Here is a 17,698-nt window from a genome sequence, read left to right as displayed (position 1 = left end):
TGATAAATGTTACGTATTTCTATTCTCTTTTTTGTTCTGGCGCTTGTCGGCCAGGTACACAGCTTATCCGCACAATCGCCGGTTTCGATTTCGTCGCCCGATAAAACTGTTTTACTGGCCATCAACAGCACCAGCGCCGGAAACGTAACGTATCGAATTTCGTACAAAGGAAAGAAGGTAATTGAACCCTCCGGCCTTGGGTTCGTCTTCAGTAAACCCCAGGTTTCGCTGACAACTTTCACGGTTACAGCCACGGATTCCTCAACCGTTGATGATACGTGGAAACCCGTCTGGGGAGAAGTCAGTCAGGTACGTAATCACTATAAAGAACTGGCCCTGACACTAACCGATAAAGCCAGTTCGGGAATTTCAATACGTATACGCTTTCGGGTTTTCAACGATGGTGTCGGCTTTCGGTATGAATTTCCGGAGCAAAAAACGCTAACTCATTTTATAATCGACGATGAGAAAACGCAGTTTACGCTGTCAGCGGATCACAGGACGTTCTGGATACCCGGCGACTACGACACAAACGAGTATTTGTATAATACCACCAAACTGAGCGAAGTCAACACGCAGGCCGCTCTTGACAAAGAGAAAGATATTGCGCTCAAATCACCGATTGGAGCCGACGCGGTTCAGTCACCCATTCTGTTCAAAACAGCCGACGGTTTATACATTAGCCTCTTCGAAGCCGCTCTGGTCAATTACCCGGTAATGCATCTGAAGCTGGATAAGCAGGCGTTACGATTGACCTCACAGTTAGTGCCCGATGCAGTAGGCAATAAAGCGTATCTGCAAACACCCGCCCAAACACCCTGGCGAACCATTATTGTCAGCGATAAGGCAACGGACATAGTGGCTTCCAAACTTATTTTAAACCTCAACGAACCCTCTACCATTACTGATCCCTCGTGGATAAAGCCCCAAAAATTTGTCGGTATGTGGTGGGAAATGCATATCGGAAAAGCAACCTGGGAAAAAGCGGGTGGTAAGCACGGAGCCAATACGCAGAACGTAAAAACATACATTGATTTTGCGGCTAAATACGGTTTCGATGGCGTATTGGTCGAAGGCTGGAACGTAGGTTGGGAAGACTGGTTTGGTAACTGGAAAGAAAACGTATTCGATTTTGTTACGCCCTACCCCGATTATAACCTTGATTCATTGTCAAAGTATGCGCAGCAGAAAGGTGTTCGCCTGATTATGCACCACGAAACGTCTGGATCTGTCACAAACTATGAACGCCGGATGGATGCCGCGTTTCAGTTTATGGTAAAAGAAGGCATTAACACAGTGAAAACGGGCTACGTAGGCCGAATTATTCCGCGGGGTGAGCATCACGACGGCCAATGGATGGTGAATCATTATCAGCGCGTTGCCGAAAAAGCCGCTCAGTATAAAATCATGCTGGATTCGCACGAGTCCGCCCGCCCGACGGGCCTGCACCGTACCTATCCAAACTGGATGGCGAGCGAAGCGGCTCGTGGCAGTGAGTTTAATAATGCGCCAACCTTGGGGATTACCCCCGAACACACGACAATTCTTCCTTTTACGCGAATGCTGGGTGGCCCAATGGATTTTACACCGGGCTTATTTCGGTTTAAACTTGACCAGTTCGACAAGACACGTACCACGCGCGTTCGTACTACGTTAGCTAAGCAGTTGGCTTTGTATATTACCATTTATAGTCCGCTGCAGATGGCTGCTGATTTGCCCGAAAATTATGAAAAGCATCCAGATGCTTTCCAGTTTATCCGCGACGTAGCAGTCGACTGGGATGACACAAAAATAATAGCTGCCGAGCCGGGGGATTACGTAACAATTGCGCGTAAGGCGAAAGGGAAAAACGAATGGTTTCTGGGCTCGGTAACCGATGAAAATAGCCGGGATCAAACCATTACGTTAGACTTTTTAGAACCCGGCGCAACCTACGAAGCAACCTTATACCAGGATGGCCCCACCGCCGATTGGGATACCAATCCAGAATCTTATACAATTGAAAAGAAACGAGTAAACAGCAAAACAAAACTTCCCATCCATCTGGCCAAAGGGGGCGGCTGTGCCATTCGGTTCGTCAGACAATAAACGCTCATTACCAATTCCATGAAATACCTTGTTCTCTTCCTGTGTTTTCTCTCACTGCCAACGCTCGCTCAGATTAAATTGCCAGCTAACGAATCCGGGCAAGTTCAATACCAGGAAATCGTCCGTGTGCCCGACAGCAAGCGCCCCGCCCGGCAACTGATGGAACAGGCTCGCGCGTGGGGAGAGCAACACTATCGATCAAACCTGACAACTGAACAGCAATTCGATCAGGAACATAACATTCTGTTTATCCGGTCGTCTTACCTGATCAACAATCAAACCATCCGATATACGCTTACGATTGAACCGAAGTTTGGCCGTTACCGTGCTACGTTGACCGACCTTGTCGCGGAGAACAACGGCATGAACATACCCGTGCGCCCCTCCAGCGTTACGGTCGATGATATAAAGCGTATAGCAGCTGATTCGCTTAAGAATAACAACCTGATTGAGGAGACCGCCCAGCGCCAGGCCGATTTATATGATCAACTTGATAAATCGTGCCGCGCTACGTTAGCCAGCTTAAAAGCAGTAATGACTGATGACAATTAACGGTGTCGCCCAACGCCGATCTGCTCACACCACGGCAAGACGGGGCAGGTTGAACAGTGAGGCAACGTACCGGTACAGATATGCTTTCCAAAGGGCATCAATAGCCGGTTGATATTAATCCATTGATCGCGCGGCACCTTGTCTTCCAGCACTTTCAGCGTTTGTTCGGGTTGTTTGGTTTGTACGTAGCCCCAGCGATTGACAACCCGATGCACATGAATATCTACGCTAATGGCCGCTTGTCCCGTTGCCACGCCCAATGCCAGATTGGCACACTTCGGCCCGACTCCTTTGAGTGACGTTAACGTAGCATAATCAGCGGGTAATTCTCCTGCAAACTCATTGACAATCCGTTCGGCAATGCCGCGCATAGTGTACGCTTTCTGATCGGGATACGTAGTGCCATACAGTAAATCCGTCAGTGTCGGGATGTCTAATTGAAGAAGTTGCTGGGGCGTTCGGGCCTGTTCAAACAGACGTAGCGACACGGGAATGGTTGTCTCGTCGAGCGTTCGGATCGAGACGATGCACGAAATTAACTGCTCGAACAAGGTGTTGTAGCCACGCTCGTACAGCTCGAACATGGCCGCCTTTGGATAGGGCCGAATGGCTTCTTCAATATGATCAAGAACAACGTTGAGATCAAAGTCGGGTTTCATGAGTCAAGTTCCAGGTTCAGTATGCTGGGCTGAATGGCCTGAAACTTGAAACATGAAATAACCCGTTAGGTTTAAACTTTCACAATCACCATTTCAACCCGACGATTTTCGGGACGTTCTTTCAAACTTTTGTTGGTATTGATCGGGCGTGAGGGACCGTATCCAACCGTTTCGACGCGAGACCCATTAACGCCTTTGTTTACCAGATAGCGCTTTACCTCATTGACACGATTTCGCGATAGCTCAACATTGGAATCAAAGTCGCCAACCGTATCGGTATGTCCTTCCAGCCGTATCTGCATAGTGGGGTTAGACTGCATGATAGTCACCAGCCGATCTAGTTCAGGATATGACTCGGGCTTGAGATCGAATTTTGATACGTTGAAATAGATATTTTTCAGCGTAATTTTTGCCCCCGCTTCAATCGGAACCAGATCAAAATCGCGCGTTACGTCGATCCGATTGGTGGCTAACGTATCGCTCTGGCTAAAGTACCCTTTTGCCGAAGCCGTTACCGCATAAACACCGCGACGGTCAACCGGAATTTTGTATTTACCCGTTGCATCAGCACTCCGCACGGAATCGGCGGCTTCATCACTCGACACTTCCGCTCCCGACAGCAACCGATACGTAACAGTGGCTTCTATGGGTTGTTTTGATTTAGCATCCCGCGTAACACCATTGATCGCCACGGCTATTTCTGGCGCGGGTGCAGGTTTGGTTTCTTTTGGCGGAAGCGGCACTACGCGAGGCACGGTTTTTGGCTGGGTCGGTGCCGGTCTTTTCGGGTTACGCTGCGCGTAATCGTCTTTTTTGCGCGGATTAATGATGTGAACTCCCCAGAAGTTGAAACAGATATAGCCCTGATGGTCTTTGCATTCAAAAAGATCAAAGGTTGTGTAACCGGGATCAATACGTTCGAAGTAAGCCACAAAATCGACTCGTTCGCCTGGTTGCACCTTTCGGCGTGTTTCTGATGGAATATTTTCGGCACGAATCAATTTATACGAGCGTTCCCCCTGATTCACATACAGGCGCGAATCGGGCTGAAAGCCAATATTGTTCGTTGATAGCATTTGTCCACCCCTCCCGCCATTGGGCATTGGCACAGAAAAGGGCCAGGAGCGATTGGGCGATTTTTGTTGAGGAGACTGAAAGCGCATATAAATGATCGTGTACTGCGCTGTCAATTCGACACGCTGTATCGTTACGTCGGTGTCGTTCACGTCGTCAATACGTGGATTTTCGGTTGTGAACTGCACCTGCGCACGTAATCCCCCCGACAAAGTCAGGAAAAACAATAGGGTAAGCAGGCTGAATTTCATCGGTTTCTGAGTTTACTGACGTACCAGTAACGCTTAGATACTATTTCGTGTTTTAGGGTTTAATTGTAAGTTTCACGTATCTCATAGTAGGTGCCGTTCTTTCGGGCAAATTTTATGACATACACCTAAAGACGTTCATTCGATAACGTTACGGTGAATTTGCTTCTATTTCGATATAACGGCCGACGGTCCGCTCTTATCATCGAATTGTCATCAACCTCTATGTAACCTATTATTTACTTATAGGATTAATATAAATTTTCCTCTAATCCAGCAATCAGCTCATCTATTCTGTTTTCTAAGCTGACAAAAGATTTTCCGATATTTTATTTTATATTTCTCAAATAGAAAGACTATTTAATTTGGAAATTCCTCAAGATATAATTTAGCTACCTATTAACTACTTTTTAATTTTATTATCAAAATTGTATTTTTGCCACTCATTTTAACTTTTCATCAGCTTAATAGTATGAGAATACTCTTACAAATTAGCTTTTTGCTCCTTATTACTATATGGGGGGCTCACGCCCAGAATCAGACGATTTCGGGACAGGTAACGTCGTCCGATGATAATGCTGGCCTTCCGGGAGTATCGGTCAGTGTAAAGGGAACTAACCAGGGAACCTTGACTGACGCGACGGGTAACTATCGCATTTCGGCAGGCGCTAACGCTACGCTTATCTTTAGCTTTATTGGTTTTACATCCATTGAAGAGCCTGTTAATAATCGCTCGACAATTAACGTCCAGTTAAAAACCGACGTGCGCAACCTGAATGAGGTTGTTGTTACGGGTTATGGTCAGCAGATCAAACGCGACCTGACGGGCAACATCGCTAGAGTTCGGCCAACGGATATTCAGGATCAGCCAGTTACTACGTTCGATCAGGCGATTCAGGGCAAAGCGGCAGGGGTGCAGGTAAACGCTGGATCTGGCAAATTGGGCCAGGCTGTTCGAATCAACATACGGGGGCAATCGTCGGTTTCGGCTTCTAACCAACCCTTGTACGTAGTAGATGGGATTCCCATCACAACCGAAAACCTGAGTATTAGCGCTGCCCCCACGAATCCACTAACCGACATTAACCCGCTGGATATCGAGTCGATTGATATATTGAAAGATGCCTCGGCAGCCGCCATTTACGGGTCGCGGGCAGCCAACGGCGTTATCCTGATTACGACCAAAAAAGGGAAAGCAGGCCGGACCAGTGTTAATTTTGGGGCACAATATGGAGCCAGCACACCAACCAACAAAGTACGGTTCCTGAATGCTGAAGAGTACGTTGGATTTTACCGCCGGGCAGCTGCCAACCGCGACCGGATCAGCCAGATTGATCCGGCCGATCCCGATTCTTATTCAACTTACATCGAGGATTTTTTCTCAGCGCAATCACTGGGAACGTTTGGCACACCGAATCAGGTCGATACGCATTGGGGTGATCTGGCGTTTCAGGATGCCCCGTTCCAGCAGTATGACCTGAACTTCAATGGTGGGAACGATAAAACGTCGTTTTACATCTCGGGACAGCTTTTGGATCAGAAAGGCGTATTGATCGGAAACGAACTTAGCCGCTATACCGGTCGTGTTAACCTGGACCACCAGCTTTCTGACCGAATTCGAATTGGTATTAACATGGGGTTGACGCGGACATTTAACAAACGCCTGTCGGGTGACCGACAGTTTGACAATCCGATGCAGATCAATGCCCTGGTTCCTTTGACTCCATCTACTGACCCGGAAACAGGTCTACCGACTGGAACACCACCGGGCGACGCTTCGATACCACTTTATTATAATCCGCTGATTAATGTCGGAAATGTAAAGTTCAATACGACGGTATATCGCAGCATCAGCAGTGTATATGGCCAATTAAACATCGCTAAGGGGCTGACATTCCGTACCGAGTTTGGACTTGACGTTCTGAACCAGCAGGAAGAGCGCTACTGGAACAGCAAAACGGCGCGGAACTCCAGCGCTCCACAAGGGCTGGGTCAGAACCGCTACAACCGTGTTGATAATTACAATACGAACAATTTCTTTGCCTACAATACCCAGTTCGGACGTAGCGTTCTCGACGCCACGGTGGGGATGTCGTATCAGCAATCGGAACGTAACATCAGCTTTATAGAAGGCCGGGATTTCCCATCGGATGCCTACCAGCAGATCGCCAGCGCAGCCGTGAAGAGTGATGGAAACTCATCACAAACCAATTACCGATTCCTGTCTTACTTTGCCCGCGCGAATTACAAGTTTGCCGATCGTTATTTGTTCGGCGTAAGTGCGCGGATTGATGGTTCGTCGCGTTTCGGACGTAACAGTCGCTACGGTTTCTTCCCGGCGGTTTCGGCAGGCTGGGTACTGACGGAGGAAGATTTCCTGAAGAATAACAGCACCTTCAGCTTTCTGAAACTGCGCGCCAGCTACGGTCGGACAGGGAATGCTGAAATCCTGACAGCTTCCAATGCATCCGTCGAGAACTTTCCTCAGTTAGGTCTGTTTACGGGTGATGCCAAATATGCTGGTTTACCCGGACAGCGCCCTTCGCAACTGGCCAACCCTGATTTGAAATGGGAAACCACGGATCAGGTCGACGCGGGTATTGACTTCGGTATCCTGAACAACCGAATCAACGGTGAAATTGATTATTACCAGAAAATGACTTCGGGTCTGCTCCTGAGTGTGAACGTACCGGGCACAAGTGGTTTTGCTACGCAGTTCCGCAACGTCGGGAATCTGGAAAATAAAGGATTTGAGTTTGTTATCAACTCCGAAAACCTGACGGGTGCCTTCCGCTGGACAACAAACCTGAACTTAGCAACCAACCGGAACAAGATTACTAACCTTCAAAGTCAGGTTATCGAAGGTGGTTTTCAGGCCATGAGTCGCGCCGTTGAGGGTCAGCCCTTAGGCGTATTTTTCACCCGGGAGTATGCTGGTGTCGATCCGGCAAACGGCGATGCGCTCTGGTATAAAAACACAACCAACACGGACGGAACCGTTGACCGGACAACCACGAATGTCTATAATCAGGCACAACGCGTCATTATTGGCAGCCCACTGCCAAAATGGACAGGTGGTATTACCAATACGTTCAGCTACAAGGGACTGAGCCTAAGTGTGTTCTTCAATGGCGTTTTTGGCAACAAAATCAATTTCTTTGGCGTAGGTCAATATTCATCAGCGAACGGTATTTATGAGGACAACCAGACCGCCGATCAGTTGGCCGCCTGGACCCCTGAAAATCCGAACACGAACGTACCCGAAGCACGGTTCTATCGGGCAAACGGCTCTCAGGCTTCCAGCCGTTATATTCAGGATGGATCGTTTGTTCGGCTACGTACCGCTACGTTGGCTTACAACCTGCCTAAAACGCTCATCAACAAGGTCAAGTTGAATTCTGTGCGCCTATTCGTAACGGGCCAGAACCTGCTTACGTTTACCAAATACACCGGTTGGGACCCCGAAGTAAATGCCGACGATACCGTGACGAACATTGCTCAGGGATACGATTTCTATTCAGCTCCGCAGGCTCGTACTATCACCGGCGGTATTAACATCGGTTTTTAATCAACGCACCCAACCTCATTATGCATTTTCGAGTCATGAATAGATCCATAAAAAATTGGTTATTTGCGGGCGTAACAACGGCTTTGGTTACTGCCTGCGCAGGTCGCCTGGATGTTACACCGACACAAAGTATTGAAGCTTCGCAGGCACTTGCCACTGAACAGGACGTAGTGATTACGTTAACAGGTACGTATGATGGCCTGAGCGATGTCGAGTTGTATGGCGGTGCCATTCAGTACATTAGCGAACTACTGGGCAACAACCGTGATGTTGTCTTTGCCGGTACGTACTCTACCCTTTCTGAAATTTCACAGCACGCAGTCACTACGTCGAATACCGTTATTCGGGACTTCTGGTTAGACGGTTACTCAACCATCAACCGCGCTAATACGGTATTATCGGCACTGGACAAAGTGAGCGCAGCCAACCGGGGTAACATCGAAGGCCAGGCTCGCTTCATTCGCGGTGTAATGTATTTTGAGTTAGTTAAAGCATTTGCTAAAGACTGGAGCGACGGTACAGCGACTCAAAATCCGGGCGTCCCGATTGTGCTTACACCGACTCAGTCTATCACCGAAGCTGATTATCGTGCCCGAAATACGGTTGCAGAAGTATACACCCAAGTGTTGGACGACCTAACTAAAGCAGAAGCAGAATTACCGGAAAAGCAGGCAAACGGTACAGGCTTTGCAACCAAAGGGGCTGCTCAGGCTATGCTTGCGCGGGTGTATCTTCAGCAGAAAAACTACGCACTGGCCCGCGATGCTGCGAACCGTGTGATCACGTCAGGAACGTATGCGCTGACGGGCAATTTTGCGGATGCTTTCTCCGATGCCACGAATCAGTCGGAAGTAATCTTCCGGATAGTAATATCGGAACAGGATGGTATTAATGACCTTAACACGTTTTTTGCTTCTTCGCTCAATCAGGGCCGGGGCGACATCCGGCTACAGCAGGCTTTTCTACAACTCTACGAGGCCAACGACACCCGGGGCCAGTTTACGAATAAAGCCAGTATCAATACGTTCACCAGCAAATTCAACGATCAGTTTGGCGACATTCCGGTGGTTCGATTAGCCGAAATGTACCTGATTCGGGCCGAAGCGAATTTACGTTTGAATACGGCTGTTGGCGCGGCTCCGTTAGCAGATATAAATCTGATTCGCAGCCGGGCCAAAGCAACGCCGTTGACAGCCGCTCAGCTTACACTGGATGCCATTGCACGCGAACGCAAGCTGGAACTGGCATTTGAAGGACAACTGCTACCCGAACTCAAACGGAATGGAACGGCTGTAGGAACAACCCCTGCTACGGCCAACAATTTAGTACTGCCAATTCCTCAACGGGAAATCGATACCAATAAGAGCCTGGTGCAGAACGCGGGGTATTGATTGAACGAGAATAATACGTATTCATAAAAAAGAGCGAACTCATAACGGGTTCGCTCTTTTTACTTGCAGACAATTCGTACAGTTTCCTACTTCGTTGGTTTGGGCAGATTGAAGTTTTAGTCAGCGGTATTTATACATTTAAAACGGCAATGGTGATAATTTTATAATATTAATAAATTATCATATTAAAACTTCAATAGCCATACCAGTACATCCAATGATAGTCTATACACGTATCACCTTGGTCTTATTGCTTTTGTTGCTCCAATATTGCCGATGAAATTATGAGATGTAAACATGTTGAAACGCACACCTTATCCGTGAGAATCCTATTGCTAAGTAGTCTATTATGCCTACTGCTGGGAAGTTGCGAACCTGAGCCCTTCCAAATAAACTTAGCCGGTTATTCTATTCAATTCCCCACAACCCTCGGCGAATTACAAAGCCTCCACCCTCGCGGTCATAAAAAGTATCGTAGCATCTTTGTTGATTCCAGTCAGGCAGTAAAGATCGAATGGTGGTTTGATATTTGGAGTAACACTGGAAACCAGGATCCCAAAAACAAACCGCATGGTATTGTTATGTTTCTAAAAAACAAAGACCCTCAATTTGATTCCGTCAAAACCGCTTTAGAACAGCGCTTTAAACAAAGGCTTAAGCCGCTAGTCTTTACAAAGTTGAATGGTGATTTCTCCAGGGTTAAACCCATTTACGTCTGCCATATCAATAAGGATGTTTTTCTTGTGCTGACAAAGTCAGACAGTTTTCGCTCTGAGCCTAACAGCCTGCGGATTGCCATTGGCTATAATTTGACGAGAAAGGAGGAAGAAACCTTCGCCTTGCTAGGTGGGAAGATTTACAGTGATAAGCTCTAGAAACTACTTTTAGAGTTCAAACATCCTATCGTTCTTGCCTGGCTAAGCCGAATGAAAACACAGCAAACCAAAGAGCGAACTCGTAACCGGTTCGCTCTTTGGTTTACCAACATGGTACTACGTTACTGCTTCAGAATCCGTTTTCGGAAGACCTGTTCGCCAATGCGGACTTCGACAAAGTAGATACCCGGTGGCGACAGTTTCAGATCCAGCGATTGCTGGAACGTATCAGCTGTTTTCTGGTATTTCTGCTGAATCACTTCCACGCCGTTTACGTTACGTATCCCCAGCGTTAAGGCCCCGCGTTGCTGACCGCTGAACGACACATTGATCTGTCCGTCGGTTGGGTTTGGCGTTACCAGCAGCGATTGTTCGAGCGGAGACGTAGTGCCCGTCACAGTGCCCGTTCGCACATATACCTGAATTACCGCATCCGCCGTACACAGATCAGCGCCCGAACCCGTTACGGTATACGAAGTCGTTTGCGTGGGCTGTGCATAGACCTGCGCACCCAGGGTGTTGTTCAAGCCGGTACCCTTCCAGGTGAAAATACTGGCTCCTTTTGCATTCAGCGTAACCGTTTGACCGGGATCAATAAATATAGACGAAGCCGCTACCTGCACCGATGATTTCTGCCCCACACGAGCTGCTATGTTGTGCGCTACATTGAGCCCCAGACTGTCAGCGTAGCGAAGCCAATTCCCCGCCTGATTCTGACGCCAGGACGTAGCCGAAAGTGACTCCCCATTTCGAGTCGTTACCAACGCAACCGTATCGCCAGCCGCGTAGGGCAACGTAATACCGATGTGGAACGGCAGGCTATTGATTGGAATGCCCTGATCGAACGTAACAGACGTAGCCCGGTTATTCGCTACGTCGCTGATAATGTCGCGGAGCGGAACGTCTTTTTGCGTCAATATGGCACCCGGTCCATTCTGGAAGCCCCGGCCATTCCAGACCGTTACGGTTACGACCGATTCCGTAGCTGCTCCTCTGGCTGCTTTCGCTACGCCAAATTTCAACGTAGCGCCCGCCAGGTTGGTATAGCCAAGCCTATTCTGGAAAAACTCGGAAACGGCCTGCGATCGACGGCTGTTCTGTCCTGCTACGTAACCCGTTCCGTTCGGCTCCCGCAGAACCGTAGCGGTTCCGTTGAAATTCGTCATATCGCTGCACAAACCGGCGTTCAGCACTTCGATGTAGCCGACACGAACCGCCGGATCGGATTGGCCAACCGAATTTGACGCGACCAACGTTACGCTGAACACACCCGGCTGATTGTAGGTAACAGTTGGATTCTGAGCAGTCGATGTAGAAGGAGATCCGCCTTCAAACGTCCAGGCCCAGGCCGTTGGAAAACCGCTGGACAGATCGGTAAACTTGATTTGGCCGCCTAACAGAACCTGTACATTATCCGCCCGAAAGTTAGCAACGGGCCGCGTAGCCACCTGTGTACCACAAACGTTTGAGGTCAGCAGACTGGCCCGGCGCGGACTATTCGCCATAACTGCCCGAATCCGATCTTTCTGATTGATGGTAAAGATGTTCATGCAGGCGTCGTTGGAATAATCCATGTAGTTCTGCACCATGTTGGTCGACCCACAGCTTACCCGTCCGACTGGGCAGCCCGTGCTGGCCGATGCCTGTGTTGGTGTATCAGCACAGAAGTCGTCGCCACAGTTGGTATCGCCCCAGATGTGCCGCAACCCCAGCCAGTGCCCCGTTTCGTGCGTCAATGTACGACCGAGGTTATACGTATCACGCATAGCCGGGAACGTGCCTTTCGAGGCATCGCCAAACGATCGGTAATCCACGACTACGCCATCCGTACTGGCTGGTCCATCGGAAGGAATACCCGGCAGATTCGACTGGCTGGGAAACTGGGCATATCCGAGCAACTGGCCACCACCCGATACCTGATCGTTCAGATCGACGACCCAGATATTGTAGTATTTATCAGGATTCCAGTACGTACTGGGTTTCAATACGCCCTCAATGTTATCGCGGTTCCAGTTGGCGCGGTTTCCGTTGTAGCGATCAATACCGGGTTCAGCCATGGTCTGCCCCTGCGGATTGACGACTGCCGTACAGAACTCAATTTCGATGTCGGCACCAATTGGATTTTCGTTAAACCCTTTCGTCCCGGCTTTCCGGCGGTAATCTTCATTCAACGCGGTTAATTGCGCCTGTACCTGCGCCTGGCTGATGTTACGTCCCACGCCAACTGCTTCGCCATTGTGTACTACGTGAACAATCACCGGAATGGTAATAACCGTAGCCGCTACCCGGCCAGCCGCCATTTTCTTTTTCAGATCAACGATTTTACGCTGTAGGTCACGCTCAAAATCGTTCAATGTACCTAGTTGGGGATGTCTTGCCCGTAGTAGGCTATCCATTTCCATCGTGGCACATTGCTCAGCTGCTTTCCGGACGGGCGTCTGTGCAGCAAGCGATAGCGGCAAAAAAATAGCCAGAAAAATCCTGAGTAATGATTGGGTCATAACGTACTAAGTCTGAATAATTCCGGTTATTTGGTCGTAACCGCGTTGAACGTAAACCGATAGCTGGCGTTGATATCGCCGAAGTAATATTCTACCGTGAGTGCGTTTTCCGTAAGGTTTTTAACAATCCAGGGGTATTTACCATTTAGGATCGGAATATAAAATTCCAGGGTTGCATTGGCATTGACCAGTTGCCACGTATCAGTCACGTAAATGTCAGGGTCACTCGCACTGCATTTTGTGGTTCCTTCGCTGGCTTCGAATTTGTGTTCGGCATCCGCATAAAAAGTGAGCAGATCATCCGTGATGCACGGAGCCGTATTTAGCTGTGAAACGGGGATCACACCAGAGGATTGTCCATCATCATTAATAACGACAGATACCATCTTCCAGGTCTTTTTCTCCGTGCCTGTTAGCAGTTGTGAGTACGTACTGGGCTTCGGCTCTATTTTTTCAGAACAACCGCTGATCAGCCATCCAATCAGGCCCGGGATCAGCAGTAAACGTTTGAATTGGCGCATAATGTCAGATCGTTAATGTACTTTCCTGAATGCTATTGAGGGGTATACGTCTGCGTAAAACTTATCGTAGTGTCTCGCTCTGGCTCCGTCAGCTTGAGCAGTAACTGCAGGTTTAGCGTAATTTTTTTGTCACGCGGATTCCAGGCGCCCGTTCCCTTAATCGTTTCGTTCGTTCCCAGATTGACGTTACTCTGCGATGGAATCGTCAATGAATTGTCGCCATTGTCAATAAAGGTCAGGGGTGATTTGATAGCGTTGAAGTTGAAAACGCCGATATTCCAGTTGCTGAGTACGTAGTTTTTACAATCGGTGCTTGTAATGGCAGCGTCTGAAATAGTATATGTTTGGTTTCCAACCCGGCTACTGCCCGAATAGGCTCCCCCCAGCAAGCAATCGTCCTGAATCGTTAAGACCAGACTTTTCCCGATCCGGGCGTCGGAATTTCCTGACCCCAGACCGATCTGTAGATTACTCGGCTGTACACTCGTGATCGTAAAAGTGAGTGTCTGCGCGCCCAAAATGTTATTGGCATTGTTGATAAGCTTCACCTGAATCGCGCCCGTACTCTTGTTGGCCGGAATTACCACCGTCCCTTTCGTACCCACAATCGAATACTCCTTTCCTTCGCGAGCGGTGCCACTAACCGTATAATTTATGGTAATAGGCTCATTAAGCTGTGGACCAACGTTATGCACCTTGATAGAAATAGGCTGGCTGTAGCTTTCTTTATACGTCAGGGTTGTGTCGGTAAATCGGACAAAATAAGGTCCTTCAAACGTACGGTCGACATCTGACTTTTCGCAGGCCAATACGCCCGCCATCAGCAGAACAGCGACAACGATATAGGCACGTAACAGATAGATTTTCATGGATAATGTCTAACGTTTCCTGATTAATAGCCTGGATTCTGGGCACCCTGTAAAGCTGGATTACGTAATATTTCGGCTTGGGGAATTGGCCAGACTTCATACCGGGCGTTCCAGTTGGGCGAGAATGCCGACATGACGGCCTGCGCCCGGCCCGTTCGGACAAGATCGTACCAGCGATGCCCTTCAAAAGCCAGTTCGTACTGCCGCTCCCGTTCTACAACCAGCAGCAGATCGGCCTGGCTCGCATTGGCTACCGGCGTAGCTTTCGCACGCGTCCGTAGTACGTTCAGGTCGGCTACAGCACCACCAGCGCCGGTCAATTTTCCCTGCTGAGCGCGCGCTTCGGCACGTATCAGGTACATTTCGGCCAACCGGAACACAACGATATTGGCATTACCGGCAATGGCTGTCCCGTATTTAAGTACCGTCCAGCCGTTATCATTCCCCTGTTGTTCCGATACGTTGAACTCAATCGTCTTTACCCGCTCGCCCGATTCGGCTGAGTTGAGCGCAATAACGACCTGATCGGACGGAATCACTTCCCGGCGGCTAACAAACAGCGAGTTAAGCGTACCAGCATCGTCGTTTTGCGTATAGCCCACCTCAAAAATCGATTCAGCCGTAAAATTCTGAATTACAATAGTGTTGTAATCAGGCACGAGCGTAAACTTACCCGAGTTGATAACCTGCGTAGCAAAGGTTTCGGCCTGCGCCCAGTTTTTCTGATACAGGTAGAAACGTGCCAGAGCAGCTTGTACAACCCGCTTGGATAAGTAAGCTGCTCCGGTAGACGAGTCGTCGGCTAAACCAGTGCCTTCCAGCGCGGCATTAAAATCAGCAAGTATGGCGGCCAGTACAGTTGCTTTGGGCGATCGGGCAATGTTCCGGTTCGTTGCCTGATCGGTTGTTGTTGGCAGCGGAATATCGCCAAAGGTGTACACGCCGTAAAAGTTTGCCAGCCCCCGCAGAAAACGGGCTTCAGCCGTCAACTGACTACGGGCCGACGAAGAAACTCCTGCTACGTTCGGCAGCTTTTCCAGAATAAAATTAGCGACATAAACTGTTCGGAACATAGCCGCCCAGAACGCTTGTATATCTGCATTAGTCGATGTAATCTGCTTTGTGCCAAACTCCTGATACGCCGTAAACGTACCGTTGTGCTTGATATGATCGGCCGTAAAATCGCCAGCAATAACGATCGACGAGGTCATACCGCGAAAGGCGCTGTACAAGCCAATCCGTACTAAAGGTACGTCGGCGGCACGGGTCAGCGTAATGTCATCAATCTGCAGGTCGTACGGTGTAGGCTCCAGTATTTCCTTACAGGAAGTCATCCACAGTAATGCCAGTATAAAGTATTTGCTATAAGCCTTCATTGACTGAAAAATAAAGTTCTTCTTCAACGTACTGGTTTTCCTTAAAACGTTACGGTTATACCAGCCGTTAGGTTTTTAACCTGAGGCAACGTATTAAAATCAATTCCCTGAGCGGTGGTTGAACCATCCAGCGTACTTAGTTCAGGATCGACTCCCGAATAGTTGGTTAATGTCCAGAGATTGGTACCCGACGCGAAAATCCGAACACCACTCAGTTTAACCCGGCTTACGAGGCTCTTCGGGATATTATACCCCAGCGATACGTTTTTTAGGCGGAAATACGAGCCATCTTCTACAAACCGACTGCTCAGAAAATTATTGTAGGTGTTTTCATACACGTAACGCGGTACGCTCGTTATGTCACCCTCTTTCTGCCAACGCTTCAGTGCGTCGACACTCTGATTAAACTGGAGCGATGAGCCAGAATTAACGGTTGATTGCTTAGTGAGATTCAATACACTATTACCGTACGAAAACTGGAAGAAAACCCGCAGATCAAACCCTTTATACGAAAGTGTATTTGTGAAGCCACCAAAGAATTTCGGTTGTGCATTGCCAATAACCTGTCCATCGTCGGGCGTAATACGTCCATCGCCGTTCTTGTCCTGATAGATGGCATCGCCCGTTGCCGGATCAACACCCAGGAATTTCAATCCCCAGAAGGTTCCGAGTGGCTGACCAGGCAATACTACGTTCGTAGCGGTGGCGCCACTAGCCTGATAACCCGCGTAAATAGGCTCATTCGTTGCCAGTTCAACAACTTTATTTCGGTTAAGTGATACGTTCAGATCAGTACTCCAGCGAAGGCCATTCTGGTCGATGTTCACGGTCGATACGGTCAATTCCAGTCCCCGGTTGCTGATCTTACCAATATTACCCTGTACCGTACCAAACCCGGAAGTCAGCGGAATTGGCTGAGCAAACAGTAGTTTGTCCGTCAGGTTATCGTACGCATCAAACGTTACGTTCAAACGGCCATTGAAGAACGACGCGTCCAGGCCAACGTTGGCTTCCCGCGTTCGTTCCCACTGCAGATTGGGGTTGGGTAATCCGGCAGGCCCTAACCCTGATGAGCCACTGTACGTAGTCGCTGCCCAGGTCCCCAGAAACAGGAAATTACCAATCTGCTCATTTCCTGTAAATCCGTAACTGGCCCGCAGCTTAAGGTCGTTCAGGAAACTGTAGTTTTTCATGAAATCCTCCTCTGACAATCGCCATGCTAACGATCCCGAAGGGAAGAAACCGAACTGCCGGTTCGGGCCAAAGCGTGAAGACCCATCATAACGAGCCGTTACCTGCGCCAGGTATTTGTCTTTATAATCGTATTTTACATCTCCAAATCCCGAAAAAAGACCACTGTTCGACAGGGAAGAGCTCCCGAAATCGACCACACCCGCCGACGTAATGTAGGTAAAATCATTGCTTGGAAAGAACTTCCCGGTTACGGAACCAGCCCGGTTGGTCCGACTAATAATTTCCAGGCCGGCCAGTCCGCTAAACCGATGGTTTTCGGCTATTAGCGTATTGTAGGTCAACGTGTTCGTGCTCGTGAACGTAGCGAAAAGATTGGTATTATATTCTGCATATCCCTGCTGCCCTAAACTGACGTTGTAGCCTCCTGTAGCGGTAGAAGTTGGCTCGTAAATATCCTCGATAATGCTATTGTAGTCGACGCTTGCCTTTGTTCTGAACCGTAGATTCTGTAGAAACTCGTACTCAGCATAAACGCCCCCCAGCATTTTGGTTGTCAGTACGTTCTGGCGAGACTGTGTGGCTTCGGCTACGGGGTTAAAATTCGGGAAACCCGGATAGTTGGCATCGCCCGGAACGTAGAGTTTTCCCTGTTCATTGTAAGGCGCGTAGTAAGGCAGACTGGCTGTTGCTCCAGAATAAACACCATTCAGCGCATTATCGCCTAATACCCGCCTGTTGAGCGCTCTCGATACGGTTATGTTGGCTCCGAACAAAAGTTTCGA

12 protein-coding genes are annotated in these 17,698 nt (G+C 48.8%); 5 read left to right on the top strand and 7 right to left on the bottom strand.

Translation table 11 applies throughout. From position 1 onward, the window contains the following. Positions 1 to 6 precede the first annotated feature (6 nt). Both ACOJS8_RS07825 and ACOJS8_RS07820 read left to right on the top strand, forming a co-directional pair. Positions 7 to 2,088, top strand: coding sequence for a glycoside hydrolase family 97 protein (locus ACOJS8_RS07825; protein ID WP_420147982.1), 2,082 nt, complete (start codon positions 7 to 9; stop codon positions 2,086 to 2,088). Between the two features lie 18 nt (positions 2,089 to 2,106). After that, the gene (locus ACOJS8_RS07820; protein ID WP_420147981.1) at positions 2,107 to 2,640 is read left to right on the top strand and encodes a hypothetical protein; all 534 of its coding nucleotides are present in this window, start codon (positions 2,107 to 2,109) and stop codon (positions 2,638 to 2,640) included. Here ACOJS8_RS07820 and ACOJS8_RS07815 read toward each other — a convergent pair. After that, positions 2,637 to 3,299, bottom strand: coding sequence for an endonuclease III domain-containing protein (locus ACOJS8_RS07815; protein ID WP_420147980.1), 663 nt, complete (start codon positions 3,297 to 3,299; stop codon positions 2,637 to 2,639). The two genes, ACOJS8_RS07820 and ACOJS8_RS07815, sit on opposite strands and share 4 nt — an antisense overlap. Positions 3,300 to 3,370: 71 nt before the next feature. Beyond that, the gene (locus tag ACOJS8_RS07810; RefSeq protein WP_420147979.1) at positions 3,371 to 4,624 is read right to left on the bottom strand and encodes an OmpA family protein; all 1,254 of its coding nucleotides are present in this window, start codon (positions 4,622 to 4,624) and stop codon (positions 3,371 to 3,373) included. A gap of 469 nt (positions 4,625 to 5,093) precedes the next feature. Between ACOJS8_RS07810 and ACOJS8_RS07805 the strand changes: the two genes are divergently transcribed. The 3 genes from ACOJS8_RS07805 to ACOJS8_RS07795 all read left to right on the top strand — a co-directional run bounded on the left by ACOJS8_RS07805 (position 5,094) and on the right by ACOJS8_RS07795 (position 10,455). After that, on the top strand, positions 5,094 to 8,189 hold the full coding sequence (locus tag ACOJS8_RS07805; RefSeq protein WP_420147978.1) for a SusC/RagA family TonB-linked outer membrane protein: 3,096 nt from the start codon (positions 5,094 to 5,096) through the stop codon (positions 8,187 to 8,189). 35 nt (positions 8,190 to 8,224) lie between these two features. Next, positions 8,225 to 9,580, top strand: a complete 1,356-nt coding sequence (locus tag ACOJS8_RS07800) for a RagB/SusD family nutrient uptake outer membrane protein (protein ID WP_420147977.1) — start codon at positions 8,225 to 8,227, stop codon at positions 9,578 to 9,580. 320 nt (positions 9,581 to 9,900) lie between these two features. After that, complete coding sequence (locus ACOJS8_RS07795; RefSeq protein ID WP_420147976.1) at positions 9,901 to 10,455, top strand: hypothetical protein; 555 nt, start codon at positions 9,901 to 9,903, stop codon at positions 10,453 to 10,455. Positions 10,456 to 10,577: 122 nt separating this feature from the next. On the opposite strand, the gene ACOJS8_RS07790 is transcribed toward ACOJS8_RS07795, so the two are convergent. The 5 genes from ACOJS8_RS07790 to ACOJS8_RS07770 form a co-directional block, all read right to left on the bottom strand. Further along, positions 10,578 to 12,956: a M43 family zinc metalloprotease gene (locus tag ACOJS8_RS07790; RefSeq protein WP_420147975.1), complete on the bottom strand. Its 2,379-nt coding sequence runs from the start codon at positions 12,954 to 12,956 to the stop codon at positions 10,578 to 10,580. A gap of 26 nt (positions 12,957 to 12,982) precedes the next feature. Then, positions 12,983 to 13,477, bottom strand: a complete 495-nt coding sequence (locus tag ACOJS8_RS07785; protein ID WP_420147974.1) for a hypothetical protein — start codon at positions 13,475 to 13,477, stop codon at positions 12,983 to 12,985. A 32-nt stretch (positions 13,478 to 13,509) separates the two neighbouring features. Continuing rightward, entirely contained in the window at positions 13,510 to 14,346 is an 837-nt protein-coding gene (locus ACOJS8_RS07780) for a hypothetical protein (RefSeq protein ID WP_420147973.1), read from the bottom strand. Between the two features lie 23 nt (positions 14,347 to 14,369). Continuing rightward, complete coding sequence (locus tag ACOJS8_RS07775; protein WP_420147972.1) at positions 14,370 to 15,722, bottom strand: RagB/SusD family nutrient uptake outer membrane protein; 1,353 nt, start codon at positions 15,720 to 15,722, stop codon at positions 14,370 to 14,372. Positions 15,723 to 15,763: 41 nt separating this feature from the next. Continuing rightward, positions 15,764 to 17,698: SusC/RagA family TonB-linked outer membrane protein (locus tag ACOJS8_RS07770; RefSeq protein ID WP_420147971.1), on the bottom strand; the 1,935-nt coding region annotated here is incomplete at its 5' end.

This window comes from Spirosoma sp. (assembly GCF_048594605.1).
Classification (GTDB): Bacteria; Bacteroidota; Bacteroidia; order Cytophagales; family Spirosomataceae; genus Spirosoma.
This window is presented reverse-complemented; position numbering and strand designations above follow the sequence as displayed.

Coding starts and splice junctions, on each gene's coding strand:
- ACOJS8_RS07820 (WP_420147981.1), top strand. CDS start 2,107: ATGAAATACCTTGTTCTCTTCCTGTGTTTTCTCTCACTGCCAACGCTC.
- ACOJS8_RS07815 (WP_420147980.1), bottom strand. CDS start 3,299: ATGAAACCCGACTTTGATCTCAACGTTGTTCTTGATCATATTGAAGAA.
- ACOJS8_RS07825 (WP_420147982.1), top strand. CDS start 7: ATGTTACGTATTTCTATTCTCTTTTTTGTTCTGGCGCTTGTCGGCCAG.
- ACOJS8_RS07805 (WP_420147978.1), top strand. CDS start 5,094: ATGAGAATACTCTTACAAATTAGCTTTTTGCTCCTTATTACTATATGG.
- ACOJS8_RS07780 (WP_420147973.1), bottom strand. CDS start 14,346: ATGAAAATCTATCTGTTACGTGCCTATATCGTTGTCGCTGTTCTGCTG.
- ACOJS8_RS07785 (WP_420147974.1), bottom strand. CDS start 13,477: ATGCGCCAATTCAAACGTTTACTGCTGATCCCGGGCCTGATTGGATGG.
- ACOJS8_RS07810 (WP_420147979.1), bottom strand. CDS start 4,624: ATGAAATTCAGCCTGCTTACCCTATTGTTTTTCCTGACTTTGTCGGGG.
- ACOJS8_RS07775 (WP_420147972.1), bottom strand. CDS start 15,722: ATGAAGGCTTATAGCAAATACTTTATACTGGCATTACTGTGGATGACT.
- ACOJS8_RS07790 (WP_420147975.1), bottom strand. CDS start 12,956: ATGACCCAATCATTACTCAGGATTTTTCTGGCTATTTTTTTGCCGCTA.
- ACOJS8_RS07800 (WP_420147977.1), top strand. CDS start 8,225: ATGAATAGATCCATAAAAAATTGGTTATTTGCGGGCGTAACAACGGCT.